Consider the following 17,127-nt stretch of genomic DNA (forward strand, 5'->3'; position numbering starts at 1 on the left):
TCGGCCGCCGTGGTGCGCCCGGCCTCCGGTCAGGACAGCAGCAGCACGGCGGCCAGGGCGAGGAGGAGTGAGTCGATCCGGTCGAGCAGGCCCCCGGAGCCGGCCAGCCAGTGGGCGGAGTCCTTCGCCCGTGCTCCCCGCTTGACCATGGACTCCAGGAGGTCCCCCGCCGGGGCGCCGACCACCACCGCGACCGCCGTCGGCACGCTCAGCGCGGACAGTGCGGCGAGCACGCCGAGCGCGGCCGCCGCACCGCAGAGGGTGCCGCTCCACCGCTTGGCCGGGGAGAGCGGTGACAGGCGTGGCCCGCCCAGCCGTTGACCGGCGACGTACGCGGCGATGTCGCCCACCGAGACGGCGGCGAACAGGGCGAGCGCCGTCGCGCCGAGCGGGGCCAGGGCGGCCAGCACGCTCAGCCAGACCAGCCCGAGCAGACCGGCCCCGAGCCGGCGCAGACCGTGGACGCGGTCGCCGGCCAGCAGCGGGACCGCGGCGACGGCCAGCGCGCCGGCCGCCACCGCCCGCACCTCGTGCCCGGGGGCCAGCCAGGAGGTCAGCACCACGCCGCAGACGGCCGCGGCCAGGACCGCCCGGTCCGTGCGGGGCAGACCCGTCAGGGCGCCGAACTCCATCACCGCGACCGCCCCGACCACGAGCGCGAGGGCCGTCACCCCCGGAGCGCCCCACCAGAATGCTCCGACGACCAGGGGCACCGCGAGCGCCCAGCAGCACCAGCGCACCATCAGGTCCCGGCGCCCGGAGAGCGCGGTGGCGATCCCGCCGAGGGCCAGCGCCCCGCCGAGGAGGGGCGCGAGGGAGGGGACGCTGATCACCGGGCGTGGCCTGCGGCGGCCTCGGCCGGGACACCGGCGGACCGCCGCGGGGGCGGGCCGGGGCGCAGCACCGCCAGCGCGGCTTCGTACGCCGCCACGATGCGTGCGTTCTCCGCCGTGTCCCGGACCGCGACGCGCACGGTACGCCCCTCGTACTGCGGTGAGAGGGGCGACAGGTCGCGCAGGTAGACGTCGTGGCGGCGGCACTCGCGCACCAGGCGGGCGGCGCTCGGTCCGTCGTGGGGCAGCGTGACGGTGAGGAAGTTCGCGACGCCCTCCTCGACCACGGCGGTGTCCGCCACCCGGGCGAGGTCGGCGGCCAGCCGGCGGCGCAGGGTGTGGGTGCGCAGCCAGCGGGAGTGGTAGTACGCGGGGTCGCGCAGGGCGGCCACGGCGGCGAGCTGCGCGGGGAGGCTCACCGCCCAGGGCGGCGTCCAGCGGCGCAGCAGCGCGGCGGTGGCGGGCTCGGCCACCAGGAAGGCCGCCCGCACGCCCGACAGCGCGTACATCTTGGACAGCGAGGTGCAGACCACGACCCGCGGGTCCACCGCGGCCAGCGGGGCGAGCGACTCCGCCAGGTCCACGTAGCCGAGGTACGCCTCGTCGATCCACCAGCGGGTCGTGGCCGGGGCGCCCTCGATCAGGGCGCGCAGTGCGGCGGCGGAGGCGTGGCGTCCGGTCGGGTTGTTCGGGTTGACCACGACCACCAGGTCGTAGCCGCCCGCCCCGACGACCGCGGCCAGCCGGGCGAAATCGATCCGCCACCCCTCCCCGCGGCGCAGCGGGAAGCGGTCCACCCGGCATCCGATCACGCGCTCGGTGACGTGGGCGTACTCGCCGTACCCCGGGTCCAGCAGCAGCACCCGGCTCCGCGGGGTCAGCCACCGGCCGAACGCCCGGAAGATCAGGTCCGAGGAACCGGCCCCCGCCACGAGCGCCTCCACCGGCAGCCCCCGGGCCGCCGAGACCTCCGACAGCAGGCCCTCCGCGCCGGTGGGCGGCGAGGTCCTGGCCGACCAGGCCGGGTCCTCCGCGAGCGCCGCACCCACCCCCGGCGCGGGCGCGAACCAGGCGTCCAGCACATCGGCGGCGACCACCTCGTGGCGCCGGTGCAGGGTGCGGAAGTCCGTTCCGACGGCGGTGAAGGAGGCGCCGCCGTGCTCGCAGCCGTCCGCCCCGGGCGCCCGCTCCATGTCCAACCGCCAGTCGACCAGGGAGGCGAACCGCTCCAGGACGGCGCGGTAGCGGGTGGCGGCGACCCGCGTCAGCGCGGCCACCTCGCCGGTCAGCACCTCGAAGGACACCGCGCCGCTGCGGACGGTGCGTCCGACGGGCCGCAGGCCGACCGCGAGGTACATGTCGAGCAGTTCGCTACGGCCCATCGCCACCACCGTGCGGCCGCCCCGGGAGGAGATCCAGCGCAGGGCCGCGTACATCAGCAGGGGCGCGACCGCGGTGCCGCGCCAGCGGGGCTCCACGGTGAGGATGCGTATCTCGAAGACCCCCCTCTCGAACCCCTCGGCCAGCAGCGGCAGTTCGTCGCGGGTGAGGTGGTTGTCCAGGCCGTAGCGGCCCAGCCACGGCGGGGTCAGACTGACGAAGCCCATGCGGACGGGCCCCCGGGCCGCGACGAGGTAGACGTTGCCGCCGTCCAGTGCGTCGGACAGCCGCTGCTCCGGTCGCACCGCGTGCTGGCCGAGCTCCTCGGCGTACACGCGGTGCCTCAACTCGTGGATCCAGCGCAGGTCTTCGGGAGTGGCAGCGCGCAGGTGCAGGTCGCGACTCATGCATGCCTCTTTCGGCAAGGGGGCCCACGGGGGCGTCTGGGATGGCCGTCCGCCGCTTCCTCACCGGAGGTTCGCGTCGTGGATACATCGTCGGGGGCGCCCCGATGCCGTACATGAGTACGAGTACGTGAGTAGGTGCCGCGGTCCGAACCCACCGTGCCGATCGGTCAGTTCACGCGATCCGCTGCCGCGGCCAGGATCCGGGCCAGCTCCGCCGGCCGGGTGGCCATCGGCCAGTGTCCGGAGTCGATGTCGGCGAAGTCCACGTGCCCGGCCCGGGCCAGCGCCGGCACATCGCCGGCGTCCATCCACTTCCGGGCCTGCGCGGGCGTGAACTCGGGGCACACCACCACGACCGGCACGTCGTAGCGCCGCTCGTCCGCGAGCCGCACCACCGCGCGCGCCACGCCCTCCGGGACCGGGACCGCGGCCGCCGCGATCGCGGCCCGGGCCTCCTCGTCGAGGTCGGCGGCGTCCGGCCCCTCGAAGGGACCCCAGCCGGGGAACGGCATGACGCCGTCCTCGATCGGGAAGAACTCGGCGTACGTCTGCCCGTCGTCGTACGGGAACCCGCCTATCAGGGCCACCCCCGCCAGCCGGTCGGGCCGTCGGTCGGCGGCCAGCCACGCCAGCGTGCAGGCGGCGGAGTGCCCCACCACCAGGGGCCGGCCGTCCGCCGCGTCCACCGCCGCCAGTACCGCCGCCAGCTGGTCGTCGAGGGTGGCGGACACCGCGCCGTCCCCCTGGCCCGGGAGCGTCAGCGCCACCGGCCGGTGCCCGAGCCGCCGCAGCTCGGCGGAAACACCGTCCCAGACGGTCGAGTTCAGCCACAGGCCGCCGATGAGCAGGATGTCCACGGTGAGTTCTCCCTCGTGAGGTCGACATGTCGTGAGGCCGTACGGCCGTGAGGCCGCCGGCCGGCACGGACCGGTCCCGTACGGAGTCCCCGGCCCACCCGCCACCGTAGGACCCATTGCGGACGATCCACTGCCGCATTGCGGCGGCGCCTTCCAGGGCCTGTCTGGAGTTCCCCGCCTGCGCCCCGGCGCCCGGCACGCCCAGAGCACATACCGACCACCGCGACGCCCGTGCTCCGCACGGACGGCGGGGAACTCCAGACAGGCCCTAGCCTTCTCGGATGCCGACCGACCTCAGCCCCACCGCCCGCGCCCTGCGCACCCTCCAGATCCTGCGGGACCGGCCCGGCACGACCGCCGCCGACCTCGCCGCGCGGCTCGGCGTCACCGAGCGGGCCGCCCGCCGCTACGTCGCGATCCTGCGCGAGGCCGACATACCCGTGCAGTCGGTCCGCGGCCCGCACGGCGGCTACCGGCTCGGGCGCGCCATGCGCCTGCCCCCGGTCCTGTTCACGCAGACCGAGGCACTGGGCCTGGTCATGGCGGTCCTCGACGGCCAGCCGGCGGCGGCCGAGGCCGGCGATCCGGTCGGCGCCGCCCTGGACAAGGTCGTCCGCGCCCTCCCGGAGCACGTCGGCCGCGAGGCGGCGGCGCTACGCGCCCACGCGGCGGCCGCCCCCGACCGCTCCGCGGCCCGCCCCGACCCGGCCGTGACCAGCGCGCTCGTCGCCGCCGGCGCGGCCCGGCGGCGGGTGCGCATCGCCTACCGCGGTGAGTCGGGCAGCAGTTGGGAGGCCGAGGCGGATCCGTGGGCGGTCGTCGTCCGCCACGCCCGCTGGTACCTGCTGTGCCACTCCCACCGCTCGGACGCCGTACGCACCTACCGCGTCGACCGGATCAGCACCGTCGAGCAGACACCGCACGGCTTCACACCGCCCGCGGACCTCGACCCCGTCGCCGTACTGGAGCAGCACCTCGGTACCGGCTGGCAGTTCCCCACCCGGGTCGTCTTCCACGCGCCGCTGCCGAAGGTCGCGCCGTGGATCCAGCCCCCGATGGGGCGCCTGGTGGAGTACGGGGACGGGTGCCTGCTCACCGGCAGCACCCGCAACCCCGCGATGTACGCGCAGGAGTGGCTGGCCAGGGTGCCCCACGCGTTCCGCGTCGAGGGCGGGCCCGAGCTGCGCGCCGCGGTGGCCGCGACGGCGCGGCGCCTCACCGCCGCCGTCGCGGACGGCCCCTGAGCGACCGCACCTGGGCAGCCCGCACCTGGGCAGCCCACCCCTGGGCAGCCCACCCCTGAGCCGCCCCGCTCAGGCGTCCTCCGCCAGCTCCAGCCAGCGCAGCTCCAACTCCTCGCGCTGACCCGCCAGTTCGCGCAGTTTCGCGTCCAGGTCGGCGACGCGGCCGAAGTCCGTGGCGTGTTCGGCCATCTCGGCGTGCAGCTTGGCCTCCTGGCCGGTGAGCTTGTCGAGTTGGCGCTCGATGCGCTGCAGCTCCTTCTTCGCCGCGCGCTGGTCGGTCGCCGAGCGCTGCGGGGCGGCGGAGGTGCTCGTACCACCGGAGGACGCGGCACCGGCGGACGCGGCAGCGGCGGACGCGGCCGGGCGGTCCTGCCCGCGCCGGTTCGCCCGCCGCTCCAGGTACTCGTCGATCCCGCGCGGCAGCATCCGCAGCGTCGCGTCGCCCAGCAGCGCGAAGACGCGGTCGGTGGTGCGCTCCACGAAGAAGCGGTCGTGGCTGATGACGATCATCGAGCCGGGCCAGCCGTCGAGGAGGTCCTCCAGCTGGGTCAGGGTCTCGATGTCGAGGTCGTTGGTGGGCTCGTCGAGGAAGAGGACGTTGGGCTCGTCCATCAGCAGCCGCAGGATCTGCAGCCGGCGGCGCTCACCGCCGGAGAGGTCGCCGACCGGCGTCCACTGCTTCTCCTTCGTGAAGCCGAACTTCTCGCACAGCTGCCCGGCGGTCATCTCCCGCCCCTTGCCCAGGTCGACGCGCTCGCGCACCTGCGCGACGGCCTCCACCACCCGCAGCGCCGGGTCCAGCTCGGCGACCTCCTGGGAGAGGTAGGCCAGCTTCACGGTCTTGCCGACCTTGACCGTTCCGGCGGCGGGCTGCTCCTCGCCGCCGCTGCGGGCGGCGCGCTCCAGGGCGCGCAGCAGGGAGGTCTTGCCGGCGCCGTTGACGCCGACCAGGCCGACGCGGTCGCCGGGGCCGAGCTGCCAGGTCAGGTGCTTGAGCAGCAGCTTGTCGCCGGCCTGGACGGTGACGTCCTCCAGCTCGAAGACGGTCTTGCCCAGCCGGGAGTTGGCGAACTTCATCAGCTCGGCGGTGTCGCGCGGCGGCGGCACGTCGGCGATGAGCGCGTTGGCCGCCTCCACCCGGAAGCGCGGCTTGCTCGTACGGGCCGGGGCGCCGCGGCGCAGCCAGGCCAGCTCCTTGCGGACCAGGTTCTGGCGCTTGGACTCCTCCGTGGCGGCGATGCGCTCGCGCTCGGCGCGGGCGAAGACGTAGTCGGAGTAGCCGCCCTCGTACTCGAAGACGTCGCCGCGCTGGATGTCCCACATGCGGGTGCAGACCTGGTCGAGGAACCAGCGGTCGTGGGTGACGCAGACCAGCGCGGAGCGGCGCTCGCGCAGGTGGCGGGCCAGCCAGGAGATGCCCTCGACGTCGAGGTGGTTGGTCGGCTCGTCCAGCACGATCAGGTCCGGCTCGCCGATGAGCAGCTTCGCCAGCGCGATCCGGCGGCGCTCGCCGCCGGAGAGCGGGCCGATCACGGTGTCCAGGCCGGCGGGGAAGCCCGGCAGGTCCAGGCCGCCGAAGAGCCCGGTCAGCACGTCGCGGACCTTGGCGTTGCCGGCCCACTCGTGGTCGGCGAGGTCGCCGATGACCTCCTGGCGCACGGTCGCCGCCGGATCGAGGGAGTCGTGCTGGGTCAGCACCCCCAGCCGCAGCCCCCCGGAGTGCGTCACGCGCCCGGTGTCGGCCTCCTCCAGCTTGGCGAGCATCCGGATGAGGGTGGTCTTGCCGTCGCCGTTGCGCCCGACGACGCCGATCCGGTCCCCCTCGTTGACCCCGAGGGAGACACCGTCGAGCAGGGCCCTCGTCCCGTAGACCTTGCCGACCGATTCGACGTTGACCAGATTGGCGGCCATCACACTCCCGTTGCTGCTGTACAGGGGTCCAGGGTAAGCGCCACTCCCACGCGCTACGCCCCCCGCTGCCCCACCACCCCCGCCCCCGGCGCCGGGGAGAGCGCCACCCGGGCCGTGCGGCAGGTGCCCGAGGCGTTCAGCGTCGCCGCGATCGCCGTCGCCGCCGCCGCGTCCTTCGCCAGGAACGCCGTCGTGGGGCCCGAGCCCGAGACCAGGGCCGCCAGGGCGCCCGCCTCCTCGCCGGTACGCAGGGTGTCCGCCAGGGAGGGGCGCAGGGACAGGGCGGCGGGCTGGAGGTCGTTGGCCACGCTCGCGGCCAGCGCCGCCGCGTCGCCCGTACGCAGCGCCGCCAGCAGCGCCGGGGACGCCTCGGGTACGGGGGCGGCCGGCGTGAGGCGGTCGAACTCCGCGTAGACCGCCGGGGTGGACAGCCCCCCGTCCGCCGCCGCGAACACCCAGTGGAACTCCCCGCCCACCGCCAGCTCCGCCAGCCTCTCCCCGCGCCCCGTACCCAGCGCCGCCCCGCCGACCAGCGAGAACGGCACGTCGCTGCCCAGCTCGGCGCAGATCTCCAGCAGCTCCGCCCGCGAGGCCCCCGTTCCCCACAGCGCGTCGCAGGCCACCAGCGCCGCCGCCGCGTCCGCGCTGCCGCCCGCCATGCCGCCGGCCACGGGGATGTCCTTGGCGATGTGCAGGTGGACGCCGGGCTCGCGGCCGTGGCGGGCGGCCAGCGCGCGCGCCGCGCGGGCCGCGAGGTTCGTGGCGTCCAGGGGGACCAGCGCCGCGTCCGCCCCCGACACCGTGATCCGCAGGTCCCCGGCGGGGGTCGCGGTCACCTCGTCGTAGAGCCCCACCGCCAGGAAGACGTTCGCCAGGTCGTGGAAGCCGTCGGGGCGCGCGGCTCCCACGGCGAGCTGGACGTTGACCTTGGCGGGCACACGGACGGTGACGGACTGCGGCACGGGCGGGCTCTCCTCGTACGACTCGGCTGAACGAAAGCGGGCGGCGCCCCCATTCTCATGCACAGGACACCGCCCGCCGTCCCGCCCCCGGCGTCAGCCGGTGTTGCGCATCCCCGCCGCCACGCCGTTGACCGTCAGCAGCAGCGCCCGCCCCAGCAGCGGATCGGGCTCCTCGCCCGCCGCGGCTGCCCGCCGCTGCCGGTCCAGGAGTGTGACCTGCAGATACGAGATCGGGTCCAGATAGGCGTCGCGGATCCGGAAGGTCTGCTTCAGCACCGGGCTGGCGTCCAGCAGGTCCTTCTCACCGGTGATCGCCAGCAGCTCCGCCACCGTCAGCGCGTACTCCTCCTCGATCACGGAGAAGACGTGCCACAACTCCTCGGGGACGAGCGTCTCCACGTAGTGCCGCGCGATGCGCAGATCCGTCTTGGCGAGGGTCATCTCCACGTTGGACAGGAAGTTGCGGAAGAAGTGCCAGCTGCCGTACGCCTCGTCCAGCACCGGCGACAGCCCCGCCTCGCGCGCCGCCCGCAGCCCCGAGCCCACCCCGAACCAGCCCGGCACGATCTGCCGCGACTGCGTCCAGCCGAACACCCACGGAATCGCCCGCAGCCCGTCAAGACCCGCGCCCGAGTCCGGCCGGCGCGAGGGCCGCGAGCCCAGGTGCAGGTCGGCGAGCTGGTCCACCGGCGTCGAGGCGAAGAAGTACGCCGGCAGGTCCGGGTCCTCCACCAGCGCCCGGTACGCCCCGTGCGCCGCGTCGGAGACCACGTCCATCGCCGCGTCCCAGCGCGCCAGCGCCTCGGCCGACTGGCGCGGCGCGGTGTGCAGCGCGGAGGCCTGCAGCGTGGCGGCGACCGTCAGCTCCAGGTTCTCCCGCGCCAGCGACGGCACCAGGTACTTGTCCGAGATCACCTCGCCCTGCTCGGTGACCTTGATCTCGCCCTCCAGGGTGCCCCAGGGCTGCGCCAGGATCGCGTCGTGCGAGGGGCCGCCGCCGCGCCCGACCGTGCCGCCGCGGCCGTGGAAGAGCCGCAGCCGCACCCCGTGGCGGTGCGCCACGTCGCGCAGCCGGCGCTGGGCGCGGTGGATCTCCCACTGCGAGGTGGTGATGCCGCCGAACTTCGAGGAGTCGGAGTAGCCGAGCATGACCTCCTGCACGTCCCCGCGCAGCGAGACCAGCCGCCGGTAGGAGGGGTCGGAGAGCATCGCGTCCAGCAGCTCGTCGGCGATGCGCAGCTCGTCGGTGGTCTCCAGCAGCGGCACGATGCCGATCTTCGCCCAGCCCGCGTGCAGGTCGATCAGTCCCGCCTCGCGCGCCAGCACCGCCGCGGCGAAGACGTCGTCGGCGCCCTGGCACATGGAGATGATGTACGACTCGATGACCTCGGGTCCGAAGGTCGCCATCGCCCGGCCGACCGTCTCGAAGACGCCCAGGGTCTTCTCCCCGGCGGCGTCCAGCGGTGCGGGGTGGGGGGCGAGGGGGCGGCGTGAGCGCAGCTCCTTGGCCAGCAGGCCCTGGCGGTACTCGCGCGGCATGTCCGCGTAGCGCCAGGACTCCTCGCCCAGCCGGTCGAAGAGCTGGCCGAGGGCGTGGTGGTGGGCGTCGGCGTGCTCGCGTACGTCCATGGTGGCCAGCTGCAGGCCGAAGGCGGAGATGGTGCGGATGATCCGCTCCAGGCGCCCGTCGGCGATCAGCTCGCCGCGGTGCGCGCGCAGCGAGGACTGCATCAGCCGCAGGTCGTCCAGCAGTTCGCCGGTGCCGAGGTAGTCGCGGCCGGGTACGTGGGCCAGGCCCTCCGCGAGGCGGGTGCGGGTGTTGAGGAGCTTCTGGCGGATGCAGGTGGCCTTCAGCCGGTAGGGCTCCTCGGCGTTGAGCCGCTTGTAGCGGGGGCTGATCTCCGGCAGCAGCTCCAGGTCGCGCTGCAGGGAGTCCAGCAGCGACTCGGTGGCGCCGCAGTTGCGCAGGGAGCTGGAGAGCGCCGAGCGCAGCTCGTCGACCTGGCGCAGCGCCTGGGTGATGCCGTACTCGTGCTGCAGCATCAGCACGTCCCAGGTGACCTGCGGGGTGACGTTGGGGTTGCCGTCGCGGTCGCCGCCGATCCAGGTGCCGAAGCTCAGCGCCCGCGTCTGCGGCGGCAGTTGGACCCCGGCCCGCTCCAGCTCGGCGGCCAGGTCCTCCAGCACCTCGGCGACCGCGCCGCGGCTCAGCTCGTCCAGGTAGTAGATGGCGTTGCGGGCCTCGTCGACGGGCTCGGGGCGCACCACCCGCAGCTCGTCGGTCTGCCAGATCAGGTCGACGCTCTCCGCGAGACGCCGGTCCACGCGTCCCCAAGCTCTTCGAGCAGGGGATACCCCATGGCGCCCGCCCCCTTCCGCACTGTCCAGCAGCTCGGCGACCTCGCGCAGCTTGGTCAGTACGGACCGCCGCGCGGCCTCCGTGGGATGCGCGGTGAACACCGGGCGCACGCCCAGGTGCGCCGCCGTCTGCGCCAGGTGCTCGGGGTCGGCGTCCTTCAGCATGTCGGCGGTGCGGCTGAGCGCCCCGCCCTCGGACAGGCGCCGCTCGCGGAACTCCCGGCCGCGGTGGACCTGTTCGGTGACGTTGGCCAGGTGGAAGTAGGTGGAGAAGGCCCGGACGAGCTTGGCGGCCGTCTCCAGGTCGATGTCGGAGAGCAGCTCGGCGGCGGCCTCGCCGTCGCTGCGGGTGAGGGCGCGCACCTGCTCGACCAGGTCGAGCAGCTCGGGGCCCTCCTGCCGCACGAGCGTCTCGCCGAGCAGATCGCCCAGCCTGCGGATGTCGGCGCGCAGTGCGGGGGAGGCGCCCGCGGACTCGGCGGTCCCCCCCGGGGTCTCGGCGACGTCGCGGCTATCGGCACTGGTCACGAAGGGCTCCTTGCGGGGGCTTGCAGTACGTGCGCGGACCGCACTGTCCGACGGGCACCAGGATATGCAGCCCCCGCGGGGGAACGGCGGGGCACGTCCACCGTGTGGACGCCCCCGCGACGGGGCACGCCTCTGGTATGGCCCGATTAGGCGTGCCATACTTACGCAGCCGTAGCTTACGGTTCCGTAGCTTGGGGTGATCCCCCAGGTGAGACCCGGTTCCGAAGACCCCCACAGCAAGTCCAGAAGGATGTCAATGCCGACTACCTCCGATGTGATCGACAAGGCTCCCGGAGCCGCCGCATCCGTCTCGGCCACCCTGGGTGGCGAGAAGAAGGGCTCGGTGGAGCAGGGCGCACTGCTGGCCTTCATCGTCGTGCCGTTCCTCGCCCTGGCCGCCGCCGTGCCGCTGGCCTGGGGCTGGGGTGTGAGCTGGCTCGACCTCGGGCTGATGGCCTTCATGTACTTCCTGGGCCTGCACGGTGTGACGATCGGTTTCCACCGCTACTTCACCCACGGCTCCTTCAAGGCCAAGCGCCCGCTGCGGATCGCCCTGGCGATCATGGGCTCGATGGCCGTCGAGGGCCCGGTGGTGCGCTGGGTGGCGGACCACCGCAAGCACCACCGCTTCTCCGACGCCGAGGGCGACCCGCACTCCCCGTGGAAGTACGGCGAGAGCGTCCCGGCGCTGATGAAGGGCCTGTGGTGGGCGCACATCGCCTGGATGTTCGACGAGGAGCAGACCTCGCAGGAGAAGTACGCCCCCGACCTGGTGAAGGACCCGGCGATCCGCGTCATCTCGCGCCAGTTCCTCGGGTGGACGATCTTCTCCCTGGCGCTGCCCGCGGTCATCGGCGGCCTGGCCACCTGGTCCTGGCAGGGCGCGGTCACCGCCTTCTTCTGGGCCTCGCTGGTCCGCGTGGCGCTGCTGCACCACGTGACCTGGTCGATCAACTCCATCTGCCACGCGGTGGGCAAGCGCCCCTTCAAGTCCCGCGACCGCTCGGGCAACGTCTGGTGGCTGGCGATCCTCTCCGGCGGCGAGTCCTGGCACAACCTCCACCACTCCGACCCCACCTCCGCGCGCCACGGCGTGCTGCGCGGCCAGCTCGACTCCTCGGCGCGGATCATCCGCGTCTTCGAGAAGCTCGGCTGGGCCTACGACGTGCGCTGGCCCTCGCAGGAGCGGGTGGAAGCCCGGCGCAAGGAGCCGGCGGCCGAGACGGCATGATGGTCCTCGTGGCCGGCGACAGCACCGCTCCCGAGAGCGAGACCCCTCCGATCGTTTCCGCGAAGCCCCCGCGGCGCGCCCGCCGTACCCGGATGACCGGGAAGGAGCGGCGCGAGCAGCTGGTGCAGGTCGGCCGCACGATCTTCGCCGAGCGCGGCTTCGAGGGCACGTCGGTGGAGGAGATCGCGGCGAAGGCCGGCGTCTCCAAGCCGGTGGTCTACGAGCACTTCGGCGGCAAGGAGGGCCTCTACGCGGTCGTGGTGGACCGCGAGATGCGCCAGCTGCTGGAGATGGTCACCGGCGCGCTGACCGCCGGGCACCCGCGTGAGCTGCTGGAGCAGGCCGCGTTCGCGCTGCTGGACTACATCGAGCAGTACGCCGACGGCTTCCGCATCCTGGTGCGCGACTCCCCGGTCGCCCAGTCGCACGGCTCCTTCGCCTCGCTGATCTCCGACATCGCCACCCAGGTCGAGGACATCCTGGGCCTGGAGTTCAAGACCCGCGGCTTCGACGCCAAGCTGGCGCCGCTGTACGCGCAGGCGCTGGTCGGCATGGTGGCCCTGACCGGCCAGTGGTGGCTGGACGTGCGCAGGCCGAAGAAGGCGGAGGTCGCCGCGCACCTGGTGAACCTGGCGTGGAACGGCCTGGACGGCATGGAGGAGAAGCCCCGCCTGATAGGGCATCGCAAGGCGTGAGACGCCGCTGTTCGTACGAACGGGGAGGGGCCGGGGCTTTTCGAAGCCCCGGCCCCTCCCCTTCCGCCTGCGTGCGGGCCGCTCAGATCTTCGACCAGCGCTGGGAGGCGGCTCCCGAGCAGGCGGTGACCGCAGTGGCGTTCCCCGCGCTGTGGAGGTCCAGGCAGCCGCCGGCGGCGACACCGCGCAGGGTGGAGCCCGAGCCCCAGTTCCACAGCACGCCGCTGCCGGAGGAGCAGCTGCCCATGAAGACGGTCTGGCCGAGGATGGCGGCGTCGAGGCAGGTGCCGTTGGTCTTGCTGACGACCTTCAGGGCGCCCCCTGAGGAGACCGTCTTCCACACCGAGCGCTCGCCGGAGCAGCTGCCGTAGCCGGGGGCGCCGAAACCGTCGGTGAGGCACTGGCCGTTCTGGGCGTTGCGCAGCCGGAAGGTGGCGGGCGCGGGGGCGGGGGCGGGCTGGGAGCCGCCGGAGGTGGAGCCGCCGGAGGTGGATCCGGAGGCGGTGCTCCCGGAGGTCGAGCCGTCGGACGTACCGGAGGCCGAGTCGCCGGAGGTGGAGCCGGTGGACGTCGAGCCGCCGGAGTCCGCGCCGCCGGAGGTGGAGCCGCCCGCGGTCGTCCCCCCGGTGTCCGTGTCGGCGGAGGCGCCCGCCCCCGGGCCGTCCGCGTCCTTCCCGGCGCCCTTGCCGTCCTCCTCGCCGCCGTCCCCCGCCTTCTCCTTGCCCTCCCCCTCCGGTGACGCGTCCGGCGTCTTCGCGCCGGGGTCCGGAGCGCCGGGGCCGCCGCCCGCGCCCGGCCCGGCGCCCCGGGGCGCGGCGGAGGAGGCGGCGCCCTGCGAGCCGCCGCCGGGGGAGAGGGACGGCAGCAACTGCACCGCCAGCGTCGTCCCCGCGGCCACCGCGATCACCGGCACCACCGCGAGCAGGATCCGGGTGCGCCGGCGCAGTGGCCGCTCGGTGCGCGTACGGGTGCCGGCGGCGACGAGCTCGCCCGAGTCGGGACCGGACTTCCCCGCCGCCTCCCCCGACCCCGCCCCGCGCGCCGCCGACGCCTGCGCCGCGACCGCCTCGGGCCCGCGCCCCGCGAAGGCCGCGCGCTCGGCCAGCACCGCCAGCACGGGGCCGGGCCACGCGGGCGGCCCCGGGCGTACGTGCCGCGCGGCCAGCTCCGCCAGCTCGGCGGCCGTGGGGCGCGCGTCGGGGTCCTTGGCCAGGCAGGAGGCCACCACCTCGGCCAGCTGCGGATCGCGCTCGCGTACGGGCGCGAGGTCGGCCTCCGCGTGCACGATGCGGTAGAGCGGGCTGCCCTGGTCGTCGCCGCCGTACGGCCAGCGCCCGCCCGCCGCGTACCCCAGCAGCAGCCCGAGCGTGAAGACGTCCGAGGCGGCGCTCAACTTCCGCGAGCCCGTGGCCTGTTCGGGTGACATGTACGCGGGGGTGCCGACGATGACGCCGGTCTGCGTCAGATTGGTCTGCTCGACGGCGCGGGCTATGCCGAAGTCGATGAGGGCGACGCCGTCGAGGGTGAGCATGACGTTCGAGGGCTTGAGGTCGCGGTGCACCATGCCCTGCCCCGCCACCGGGCGCAGGGCGGCGGCGGTCGCCCGCAGCAGCGCCCACAGCGCCTCGGCCGGCATGGGACCGCCGGCCCCCGCGCCCCCCTCGCCCCCTTCAACAGCCTGCGCCAGCGTGATCCCCGGCACGTACGCGGTGGCGAACCACGGCGGGGCGGCGGCGCGGTCGGCGGCCAGCAGCGGCGCGGTGGCCTCGGCCGGCAGCCGGGCGAGGTTGTCCAGCTCCTGCCCGAAGCGGCGCACGAAGTCCTGGTCCTCGGAGACGGCCGAGGCCCGCATCCGCTTCACCGCCGTGTAGCGCCCGCCCAGCATCCCGAGGTAGACCACGCCCATCCCGCCGGCGCCCAGGCGCCCCAGCAGCGAGATCTCCCCGATCCGCCGCGGATCGCCCTCCGTCAGCGCCTGCGCCCCACTGCCCGCAAGCTCCCCGCCCCGCCTGTCCCCGCCCACGCTTCCCCGTCCCCCTGCCCTGCCAAGGCACCGCGCTCCCCGCCGAGTCGGCCGTACGAGCCGCAGATCCGCCTGTGATCAGTGTGACCTACGGGATCGTAGCTTCGAAAGTCGAACAGAGGGTGGCGGGAGTGTCCCCGACAGAGCACCGAGCGGCGCTGGTTACGCCTGGTGCGACAAGAACTCCAGCCGGTTGCCGACCGGATCCTCACTGTGGAAGCGCCGCCGCCCGGGAATCGACCCGTCCCAGACCACCGGCGCCCCCGCAGCCGCCAACCGGGCGGCCAGGGCGTCGAGTTCGGCCACCACCAGCCCCGGATGCGCCTTGCGCGCGGCCCGGAAGCCCTCCTCCACACCCAGGTGCAGCTCCGCCGCCCCCGCCGTGAACCAGCAGCCGCCCCGCACCGCCAGAGCCGGCGGCTTGGGCAGCTCCCGCATCCCCAGCACGCCGACGTAGAAGGCGCGCAACAGCTCCTCCGAGCCCGCGGGGGCAGCCAGTTGTACGTGGTCGAGTCCGCTGATCATCGCCGTCCCCCTCAGCCCCGGGCCTTGCGCGCCACCACGAAGATCCGCCGGAACGGGAACACCGTCCCGTGCGGACCCGCCGGGTACGCCTCCCGCAGCAGCTCGCGGTACTCCGCGGTGAACTCCCCGGCCTCCTCGCCGAGTTCTTCCAGCACCGGCCGCAGGCCCGTCCCCTTCACCCAGTCCAGCACCGGATCCTGCCCGTGCAGCAGATGGGCGTACGTCGTCTCCCAGGCGTCCACCTCGCAGCCCAGCGCGGTCAGCTCGGCCAGGTACTCGCCCGGCGTGCGCACCGGGTCCTCGCGCAGGACGCCGTCCAGCCGCCCGCGCCAGCGCGGGGACGCGCACAGCCGGCGCATCAGCGCGTGGCTGGGCGCGGCGAAGTTCCCCGGCACCTGGAAGGCGAAGTAGCCGCCGGGCGGCAGCGCGCCCGTCCAGTCGGCGAAACGGGCGCTGTGCCCCGGCACCCACTGCAGCACGGCGTTGGAGACCAGCAGGTCCACCTGCCCGTCGGGCGTCCACCGCGCCGCGTCCGCGTACGCGAAGTCCAGCGAGCCCCCGCTCGGCCAGGCCCCCGCGTGGGCCTCGGCGGCCCGCAGCATCTCGGGGGAGCTGTCCAGCCCGGTGATCCGCGCCGTGGGCCAGCGCCCGGCGAGCAGCGCGGTGACGTTCCCGGCGCCGCAGCCCAGGTCCACGATCCGCGCCGGGGAGGTCGGCAACTCGCCGATCCGGGCCAGGAGATCGGTGAAGGGGCGGGTGCGGTGGTCGGCGTGGCGCAGGTACTGGGCAACGTCCCAGCTCGGTGAGGTCGTCATGCGTACAGCCTGCCCGCTCTTTTATCTCGACGTCAAGACTGTTGTAGTCAAGAGACTTCACATCGACAGATCTACTACACTGATCCGCATGAGGGACGAGGTCGACCGGCTGGTCGCTGCGTGGCGCCGAGAGCGCCCGGACCTCGACGTGGAACCACTCGAGGTGCTCAGCCGCGTCAGCCGCCTCGCCCGCCACCTCGACCGCGCCCGCCGCCTGGCCTTCGCCGAGCACGAGCTGGAGCCCTGGGAGTTCGACGTGCTGACCTCCCTGCGCCGCGCGGGCGAGCCCTACCAGCTCTCACCCGGCCAGCTCCTCACCCAGACCCTGGTCACCTCCGGCACGATGACCAACCGTATCGACCGCCTCGCCAAGAAGGGCCTCGTCGAGCGCCTCCCCGCCCCCAGCGACCGCCGCGGCGTACTGGTGCGCCTCACCCCCGAGGGCCGCGACCGCGCCGACCGGGCGCTCGCCGCCCTGCTGGCGCAGGAGCGCGCCATCCTGGGCGAGCTGAGCGCGGCACAGCGCGGCGAGCTGGCAGACCTGCTGCGCCAGCTCACCGCGCCGTTCGACAACGTGCCGGGCTAGCGCCCCTTCGGGCACTGCTCCCGCGTCAGTGCCGCGTCAGTGCCGCGCCCCCGCCGCCGCGCCGCGCCGGCGCAGCAGCCAGTAGCCGCCGGCCGCCGCCAGCAGCGCGCCGCCCCCGGTGGCCGCCGCGGTGGCGGTGTCCGTAGAGCCGTCCGCGCCGACGCTGTTGGCGTACGGGCTGGCGGTGTCGGTGGGCGTCGGAGAGGGCGACTCCGACGGCGTCCCGCACTCGACCCAGAAGACCTTGTGCTTGGCCGCGCCCTTCTCGCCGTCGAAGTTCCAGTAGAGCTTGTAGTGGCCGTCCGCCAGGCCCATGTCCTCCGTGCGGCCGTGGCCCTCGGCGTCCAGGGTGATGGTGCCGCCGGCGACCTCCGTCTGCTTGTCGCCCGTCGGCGCCCAGGCCACGATGCGCCACTGGGCGTCCTGGGCGGCGTCGAACGTGAAGGTGTCGAGGTAGAAGGTGCAGACGTGCGGCTCGTTGCGCGTGTCCGCCTCGTCCGTGACGGAGTCGTGGATCTTGACGGTGCCGTTGTCGCCGGGAGCGTCGGCGTACGCGGCGGGCGCCGCGAGGAGCGCGGCGCCGATGGCGGCGGAGGCGGCGGTGGCAGCCGCCAGCGCGGTGGTCGTCCTGCGTGCGGGCATAGGGGTCCCCCCTCAGGGAACGGCCGTGAGTGGCCGATGAGCAACCGGTGCCGTGGGGGGCGGGGACAGCTTCGCGGTCCGGGCACAACCGGTCAAGACGGATTACTCGCCATGTCTACGCCCATACGCC

14 protein-coding genes are annotated in these 17,127 nt (G+C 74.3%); 4 read left to right on the forward strand and 10 right to left on the reverse strand.

Annotation, left to right across the window (positions count from 1 at the left end; translation table 11 throughout):
• Positions 1 to 29: 29 nt before the first annotated feature.
• The 3 genes from ACFQLX_RS20105 to ACFQLX_RS20115 form a co-directional block, all read right to left on the reverse strand.
• On the reverse strand, positions 30 to 833 hold the full coding sequence (locus ACFQLX_RS20105; protein ID WP_386417117.1) for a phosphatidate cytidylyltransferase: 804 nt from the start codon (positions 831 to 833) through the stop codon (positions 30 to 32).
• Positions 830 to 2,620, reverse strand: coding sequence for an aminotransferase class I/II-fold pyridoxal phosphate-dependent enzyme (locus tag ACFQLX_RS20110; protein WP_386417119.1), 1,791 nt, complete (start codon positions 2,618 to 2,620; stop codon positions 830 to 832). Before ACFQLX_RS20110 ends, ACFQLX_RS20105 begins: the two co-directional genes overlap by 4 nt.
• Before the next feature lie 167 nt (positions 2,621 to 2,787).
• On the reverse strand, positions 2,788 to 3,477 hold the full coding sequence (locus ACFQLX_RS20115) for an alpha/beta fold hydrolase (RefSeq protein ID WP_386417121.1): 690 nt from the start codon (positions 3,475 to 3,477) through the stop codon (positions 2,788 to 2,790).
• 281 nt (positions 3,478 to 3,758) lie between these two features.
• Between ACFQLX_RS20115 and ACFQLX_RS20120 the strand changes: the two genes are divergently transcribed.
• Positions 3,759 to 4,721, forward strand: a complete 963-nt coding sequence (locus tag ACFQLX_RS20120) for a helix-turn-helix transcriptional regulator (protein ID WP_386417123.1) — start codon at positions 3,759 to 3,761, stop codon at positions 4,719 to 4,721.
• Between the two features lie 69 nt (positions 4,722 to 4,790).
• Here the strand turns inward: ACFQLX_RS20120 and ACFQLX_RS20125 are convergent, their stop codons facing one another.
• The 3 genes from ACFQLX_RS20125 to ppc form a co-directional block, all read right to left on the reverse strand.
• Positions 4,791 to 6,632, reverse strand: coding sequence for an ABC-F family ATP-binding cassette domain-containing protein (locus tag ACFQLX_RS20125; RefSeq protein ID WP_386417125.1), 1,842 nt, complete (start codon positions 6,630 to 6,632; stop codon positions 4,791 to 4,793).
• Between the two features lie 53 nt (positions 6,633 to 6,685).
• Positions 6,686 to 7,594, reverse strand: a complete 909-nt coding sequence (locus ACFQLX_RS20130; protein ID WP_386417127.1) for a 4-(cytidine 5'-diphospho)-2-C-methyl-D-erythritol kinase — start codon at positions 7,592 to 7,594, stop codon at positions 6,686 to 6,688.
• 93 nt (positions 7,595 to 7,687) lie between these two features.
• Positions 7,688 to 10,480 carry a phosphoenolpyruvate carboxylase gene (gene ppc / locus ACFQLX_RS20135; RefSeq protein WP_386417129.1) on the reverse strand — a complete coding sequence of 931 codons (2,793 nt, stop codon included), beginning with the start codon at positions 10,478 to 10,480 and terminating at the stop codon, positions 7,688 to 7,690.
• 256 nt (positions 10,481 to 10,736) lie between these two features.
• Between ppc and ACFQLX_RS20140 the strand changes: the two genes are divergently transcribed.
• Positions 10,737 to 11,711: an acyl-CoA desaturase gene (locus tag ACFQLX_RS20140; RefSeq protein WP_386417131.1), complete on the forward strand. Its 975-nt coding sequence runs from the start codon at positions 10,737 to 10,739 to the stop codon at positions 11,709 to 11,711.
• Entirely contained in the window at positions 11,708 to 12,406 is a 699-nt protein-coding gene (locus ACFQLX_RS20145; RefSeq protein WP_386417133.1) for a TetR family transcriptional regulator, read from the forward strand. Before ACFQLX_RS20140 ends, ACFQLX_RS20145 begins: the two co-directional genes overlap by 4 nt.
• An 82-nt stretch (positions 12,407 to 12,488) precedes the next feature.
• On the opposite strand, the gene ACFQLX_RS20150 is transcribed toward ACFQLX_RS20145, so the two are convergent.
• The 3 genes from ACFQLX_RS20150 to ACFQLX_RS20160 all read right to left on the reverse strand — a co-directional run bounded on the left by ACFQLX_RS20150 (position 12,489) and on the right by ACFQLX_RS20160 (position 15,769).
• Entirely contained in the window at positions 12,489 to 14,429 is a 1,941-nt protein-coding gene (locus ACFQLX_RS20150) for a serine/threonine-protein kinase (RefSeq protein WP_386417134.1), read from the reverse strand.
• A 162-nt stretch (positions 14,430 to 14,591) separates the two neighbouring features.
• Positions 14,592 to 14,954, reverse strand: coding sequence for a VOC family protein (locus tag ACFQLX_RS20155; protein WP_386417136.1), 363 nt, complete (start codon positions 14,952 to 14,954; stop codon positions 14,592 to 14,594).
• Positions 14,955 to 14,965: 11 nt separating this feature from the next.
• On the reverse strand, positions 14,966 to 15,769 hold the full coding sequence (locus tag ACFQLX_RS20160) for a trans-aconitate 2-methyltransferase (protein ID WP_386417137.1): 804 nt from the start codon (positions 15,767 to 15,769) through the stop codon (positions 14,966 to 14,968).
• An 88-nt stretch (positions 15,770 to 15,857) separates the two neighbouring features.
• On the opposite strand from ACFQLX_RS20160, the gene ACFQLX_RS20165 reads away from it, so the two are divergent.
• Positions 15,858 to 16,355 (forward strand): MarR family winged helix-turn-helix transcriptional regulator, encoded by a 498-nt coding sequence (locus ACFQLX_RS20165; protein WP_386417138.1) that lies wholly within the window; start codon positions 15,858 to 15,860, stop codon positions 16,353 to 16,355.
• Between the two features lie 36 nt (positions 16,356 to 16,391).
• Here the strand turns inward: ACFQLX_RS20165 and ACFQLX_RS20170 are convergent, their stop codons facing one another.
• Complete coding sequence (locus ACFQLX_RS20170) at positions 16,392 to 16,997, reverse strand: hypothetical protein (RefSeq protein WP_386417139.1); 606 nt, start codon at positions 16,995 to 16,997, stop codon at positions 16,392 to 16,394.
• Between the last annotated feature and the right edge of the window lie 130 nt (positions 16,998 to 17,127).

The sequence above is a fragment of the Streptomyces polyrhachis genome (genome assembly GCF_042663125.1).
Classification (GTDB): domain Bacteria; phylum Actinomycetota; class Actinomycetes; order Streptomycetales; family Streptomycetaceae; genus Streptomyces; species Streptomyces polyrhachii.

Bases quoted from the DNA above. Each gene is read 5' to 3' on its own strand.
- ACFQLX_RS20110 (WP_386417119.1), bottom strand. From the start codon at position 2,620: ATGAGTCGCGACCTGCACCTGCGCGCTGCCACTCCCGAAGACCTGCGC.
- ACFQLX_RS20120 (WP_386417123.1), top strand. From the start codon at position 3,759: ATGCCGACCGACCTCAGCCCCACCGCCCGCGCCCTGCGCACCCTCCAG.
- ACFQLX_RS20125 (WP_386417125.1), bottom strand. From the start codon at position 6,632: ATGGCCGCCAATCTGGTCAACGTCGAATCGGTCGGCAAGGTCTACGGG.
- ACFQLX_RS20140 (WP_386417131.1), top strand. From the start codon at position 10,737: ATGCCGACTACCTCCGATGTGATCGACAAGGCTCCCGGAGCCGCCGCA.
- ACFQLX_RS20145 (WP_386417133.1), top strand. From the start codon at position 11,708: ATGATGGTCCTCGTGGCCGGCGACAGCACCGCTCCCGAGAGCGAGACC.
- ACFQLX_RS20155 (WP_386417136.1), bottom strand. From the start codon at position 14,954: ATGATCAGCGGACTCGACCACGTACAACTGGCTGCCCCCGCGGGCTCG.
- ACFQLX_RS20160 (WP_386417137.1), bottom strand. From the start codon at position 15,769: ATGACGACCTCACCGAGCTGGGACGTTGCCCAGTACCTGCGCCACGCC.
- ACFQLX_RS20165 (WP_386417138.1), top strand. From the start codon at position 15,858: ATGAGGGACGAGGTCGACCGGCTGGTCGCTGCGTGGCGCCGAGAGCGC.
- ACFQLX_RS20170 (WP_386417139.1), bottom strand. From the start codon at position 16,997: ATGCCCGCACGCAGGACGACCACCGCGCTGGCGGCTGCCACCGCCGCC.